This window comes from Tateyamaria sp. (assembly GCF_059783535.1).
The window spans coordinates 1-5,175 of sequence record NZ_JBYNDP010000192.1; the positions used below are offsets into that span (position 1 = coordinate 1).

Genomic DNA, 5,175 nt, shown 5'->3' on the forward strand with positions numbered 1-5,175 from the left:
GATTTCGCCCATCGTCTCGCTGGCCATAAGCAGCACGCGCTGCATCCAGGCATCCCAACCCGACACGAAAGCGGCAGACAAGCCGTGGCGCAGGAAATCACCGGCAAAGGGCAGTTTGCCATAATAGCCAAAAGTCATATCCATGCACCGCGCTACAGGAAGGATGGGCAGCTGAACGTGCTGAGAGCGTCCAGCGTAAACGGGTTCAACACGGAGCCCGCACGCAGTTGAAAGATCGCGATCCGCCCACCGACGTTGAACACCACGCGGTTGCGATCGCTCACATTCGTGCGCCGCACCTCTGCAGCATCCAACAGCCTAAACAGCGCCCAAGGTCCGTCGTGTGTTACATCGCTGCGTACGTCGGAACGCGTGGGCGTGAACGCTACACGGGTCCGCGCGCCCTGTTCCCCAGGCCATCGCAGCGCACTCGGCTGAGGTGGGCCATGGGCATAGCTGACCGTTTGACCGCCTGTTTCTAACGTCACGCGCTCAACGTTCGGATCAAGTGCTGACGGTGTGACTTCCAACGTGATGTCGGGTAGGCCCGGGGCAATAAAGAAGCTGTTCTTGATCTCGTCCGCACGCTGGAACTGCTGCACAACCGCGTTCGAAACCCCCACGTCGATCCCGTTGACTCGGCGCACCTGCCAAGGGTCTTGTGAAGTGTCGACAAAGCGGGCGAGGTTGTCGTCAAAGAATGCCTCGATTAGGCCGCCGGGGCCAAAGAGGCGACCGAAATCCTGCAAAGCAACATCCGCCTGCGCCTGTCTGTCGAACGGATAGCGGTTATTGATGGCGCGGGTGCAAAACGGCAGAACCTCAGACTGCCATTTGGTGTTGATCTGTGACCGAGCACCACCGATTGCGGCCCCTGCAGACGACTGTACCACCTGTGTCGCCCAGCGCTCCATCGGAGCGGGCATCCGCCCAATCTCAGCCTGAAGGCGGGCTGGCGCATTCTGGCTATCACCAAGAAGTGCCGTGCCAAGGTTCTGCCCCAGCGACAATCGGTTCAACTCGTCATAGACATCCGTCATCAGCTGGATAACGCGGTCAAGTTCGGATGGACCTTCGGTGCGGTCAGTCAGGCGGTGGATCTCCTGAAACCGATCCTCGACAAATTGACCCGGCGCGACAGGCTCGGCATCCGGAATCTGCTCAAGCGTGCCGCGCACCGCATTAAAAAAATCTTCGGCGTCAACGCTGATGCTACGGACCACTTCTCCGATTGCAAATTCCTGCGCTTCCGCTGCAGCGACGCCAGTGACCGCAGCAACCGAAGGTAGGACCGTCAATCGAGTCTGTTCAGTCACGCCCTCAAGCAAGTTGCGCAAGGGCGAGATGGGGCCGGACAGGATGTTGATGACATCAGTGGCCTGGCCAAGGTTGGTCATCGGCAGAACATCGATATCCGCCAGCAACTCGTCATAACGCGCGACGAAATCGGTCTCGTACAGGGCCAGCACGTCCCGACTGATCAGCGCAAGCGCTTGAGGACTGTTTTCAATCTGACCTCCAGGTCCAAGGATCAGGCTGTCACGTTGAATACGCTCCGCGGCAACGAGGATCTGAGGCAGGAAAAAGTCATAAAAGGCAGCGCGGGTGTAGACTCCCTCGATCCCCCTGGTGAGCGGTCTTCCCGATGGACGCACCAGTACACGCGATGCGGCAGGTCCGCCCACTTCCGTGATCCGGAACGGCGCCAAAGCCTGTGCTTCAGGCGAGGTGACTATACTGGTGTAAACACGCTCAGAAATAGGTGTTTCCGACAAGATCGCCTGCACTTGCGCGACCAGCGGGCCGTTCAGGGCGATTTCCAGCATGGGTTGGCTAATCAGTTCCGCCAAATGCCCTTGCAGGTCGGATTGAAGGTCGGGCTGACCGGGAAAAAGAGCTTCCCAATCATCGGCCAACCATACCGAGACATGATCCGCCTCCATCGGCACTTGCAAGCCAAGCATCATGTAGGTCTTCAGCGCTTCAAACAGATCAGCGCTGTCGTTGAGGTTCGACTGCATCACCTTCTCAAGCCGAACGAGCAAGCGGGGAAGCATTATAGAGTTCAGGGCCGCACGGTAAGACTGCCCGGTCTCCGTGCCGATCACATCACCCTGATAGAGGCCATAGGTCAGCGCGCGTGGCGGCTCAGGATCCGTGGCGGCGGGATTGCCGGGCATATCACGCAGGATATTCAGCGCGGGAACCACCTGTGCCAAATCATCATCCGAAATGGGACTTTGCGGGATTTCGGCGGCTAGGGCCTGGAAGGTCGAAATCTGCGCACTTGTCTGCCCAATCAGGTTCCGGTTGCCCACAAAACTGTTCAGAAGAAGACCACCTACGAGGGCAAACGCTCCTACACCCGTTGCAATTGCACCGCGCGTCGCCCACCGGGTTCGCCGCTCAACCGCATCATCACGCGAAACAAGCCCCGCTTCACCAAAGATCACATCCGTCATCAGCCGGGTCAGGAAGAAGCTGCGCCCCTGCCCCTGACCGGTGCCGATGGCCTGCCGCCCGATGCCAAAGTTGCGTGACATTCCCGCCATGAGCCGATCGATGGGCATGCCCTCTTGCGTGCCAGAGGTGAAATAGACCCCCCGCAGCAGCAGCGGATCACTGTAGCGACTTTCCTGGAAAATCTCTCCAAGAAACGATTCAACGGCGTCGTGCAAGCTGGCCATCTGGTTCGGAAAACCCGCGATCAGAGTGCGGCGCTGAAAATCTGTTTCGGACTGTATACGTTCCAGACTGTGATCGCTGAGCCGTGCCACCAACCCTTCGAACTCTGAGGGAAAGCTTTCGGAAATGGGTACAGCCGAGTTCTTGTCAGCCGAAAGCGGCAAGGTAATGCCCCAGACCTGTTCACGCTCTTTGCTGCCCAACCCATCAAAGAATTCCTGGAAGCCTGCCACCAGATCCGCCTTGGTCAAGATGACATAGACCGGAAAGCTGACCCCAAGCTTGTCGCGAAGCTCCTGCAATCGGACACGGATCGCCTGTGCGTGAGTTGCGGCAGTGACCTCATCCATCTCGGATAGATCCGACACGCTGATCGCAACCATCGCACCGTTGATCGGCTGGCGGCTACGCTGTTTCTTCAACATCTCCAGGAAACCGGACCAAGCACGGCTGTCCGCAGAGAAATTACTATCCTGCGTGGTGTACCTCCCAGCCGTGTCCAGAAGAACGGCGTCATTGGTGAACCACCAATCGCAATTTCGAGTGCCGCCCACACCGCCGACCGCCTCTTTGCCCAGGCTGTCAGCCAATGGGAACTTGAGACCCGAATTGACAATCGCCGTGGTTTTGCCCGCGCCGGGCGGACCAATCATGATGTACCATGGCACCTGATAGAGATGCCCCCTTCCGAACCATCCTCCCTTCCTGCTTTTGCGAAGGGTGTTCAAAGCCGTCTTGAGCCGTGCGCGGATCTCGGCCAATTCGGAGCGCACTGCCTCGTCTTCGGCGGTGTCGTCGGCCACTTGTTTGGCGATCTCTTCCGATATTTGGGTGTCTCGTGACCGTCGACTCAGGAGGATAATCAGCACAAAGATCGTTGCGGCTGCGAGGATCGAAAACGTGGCCACCACACGGTCCAGAAGCGTATCGAAGGGGCGCACTCCTACGATCTCAACTAGCGGACCAAGGTACCACAAGGGTCCCATCAGCAAGGCAGCAGTGATGGTTACGATGCCAATGGGTGAAAGGATCACGTTCACGATGAAATTGCGGATCATGGCTCTAGCCTGCCTTTACAAGAATGACATCAATGCGACGGTTCTGGGCGCGCCCTTCAGGCGTTGCGTTGGTAGCGATGGGTTCGTTGTCCGCGCGCCCTTCAGCGGTGATCCGGTCTGGATCACTAAGGGTTGTGGCAACCTTTTCCATCACGGCCTCGGCCCTGGCGAGAGACAACGACAGGTTCGACGGAAAGCGCGCGGTGTTGATCGGGACATTGTCAGAATGTCCTGCAACGATTATCCGACCGTCCTCGGGTTCCAGCGCGGCAGCGACGCGGTCGATCAACGGGCGAACCTCTTCGCGCAAGACATCAGAGCCCGAACCGAACATGCCCTGACCGTTGATCCGAACCAGCACCGTGTTGCCGTCGCGTGTGACCGTCACAAGGGACGCGGCAATTTCAGGAGCCAGAAAAGTGCGGATGCGGTCGAGATCGCTAACCTGCTCGGGTGCGGGCAGCGGCGGTGGGGGCGGCGGCGGGGCTGGCCGCGCGAGAGTAACGGGGCCGCCAAGATCCAGTGCGAGAATCTGACCACGAACCCGCTCGGTATCAAGGCTCAGTAGGAAGGAAAGGACAAAGAACGCGAGCGCCACAAGCGCAGTTGTCAACCCGGCCAGCAACCACACCGGCATCCAGATCGACAGCACGTGATGCGCCACTTTGAGCCCCCGCCAATGCGGTGAAAGATCGGGCTCCGTCCGGCCTCGCTGTGTCCGAATGGTCCGCGCCAGCCCGTCGCGCACAGCCAGGTGTTTTTCGATACCGCGCGCAGTGACACGTAAACGTCCCTCGAACCCAAGGCTCAGGCACATGTATAGGAACTCGAGCAAGTCCCGATTGCTGCCCGGATCGGTTTGCAGCCGATCCAGAAGATCATAAAACCGCTCGCCGCCATGAGTTTCCTTGTGAAAGGTGCCGACCATGCTTTGCTGCGCCCAGATGCTGTTACCACCCCACGGCGTGTTCAGCACCACGTCATCGACTGTGGCACAGATGGCATAGCGTGCGACCTTGACGATCTGACCCGGCACGCCAGCATGTGACGCGCGATCTTCGAAGGCGCGAATTTCTGAAACAACGCTTTGGCGAAGTTGGGCAGGGTTGCTGTGTTGTGCGCGATTGCGGATGCGTCCGACGAGCTGAAACAGATGCGAAGCGGCGGCGCAAAGCGGATTGAAACCGGCAAGAACATCCTGCGACTGAGGTATCTGCGCGACAGGTCGCGTTGCAGTGGTCACCTCAGGGGTTCCCACCTTGGGCGCCGGTGCGCTCTCGGGCTGAGTGGGCATAGGCTCGGGAAGCCGCCCGCCGGGATTGAGCCGGATCACCGTTTTGTCGGTATCGGTGGCTTCGGCGAAAGGGTCGTCCTTGCTCATCTTCATCTCTCCTGCACGGGTCCGCATCAACGGATCGCCCACAGCTCCATC

Annotated in this window: 3 protein-coding genes; all 3 read right to left on the reverse strand. The window is 59.1% G+C overall.

All coding sequences use genetic code 11. The features are described from left to right. Positions 1–144, reverse strand: a 144-nt coding sequence (gene tagF / locus AC6RA8_RS20915; RefSeq protein ID WP_500355555.1) for a type VI secretion system-associated protein TagF, incomplete at its 3' end; no start/stop codon positions are given. 8 nt (positions 145–152) lie between these two features. Beyond that, positions 153–3,743, reverse strand: a complete 3,591-nt coding sequence (gene tssM, locus AC6RA8_RS20920; protein WP_500355551.1) for a type VI secretion system membrane subunit TssM — start codon at positions 3,741–3,743, stop codon at positions 153–155. Positions 3,744–3,747: 4 nt separating this feature from the next. Continuing rightward, on the reverse strand, positions 3,748–5,175 hold a 1,428-nt coding region (gene tssL / locus AC6RA8_RS20925), incomplete at its 5' end, for a type VI secretion system protein TssL, long form (RefSeq protein ID WP_500355553.1).

Coding starts and splice junctions, on each gene's coding strand:
- tssM (WP_500355551.1), bottom strand. CDS start 3,743: ATGATCCGCAATTTCATCGTGAACGTGATCCTTTCACCCATTGGCATC.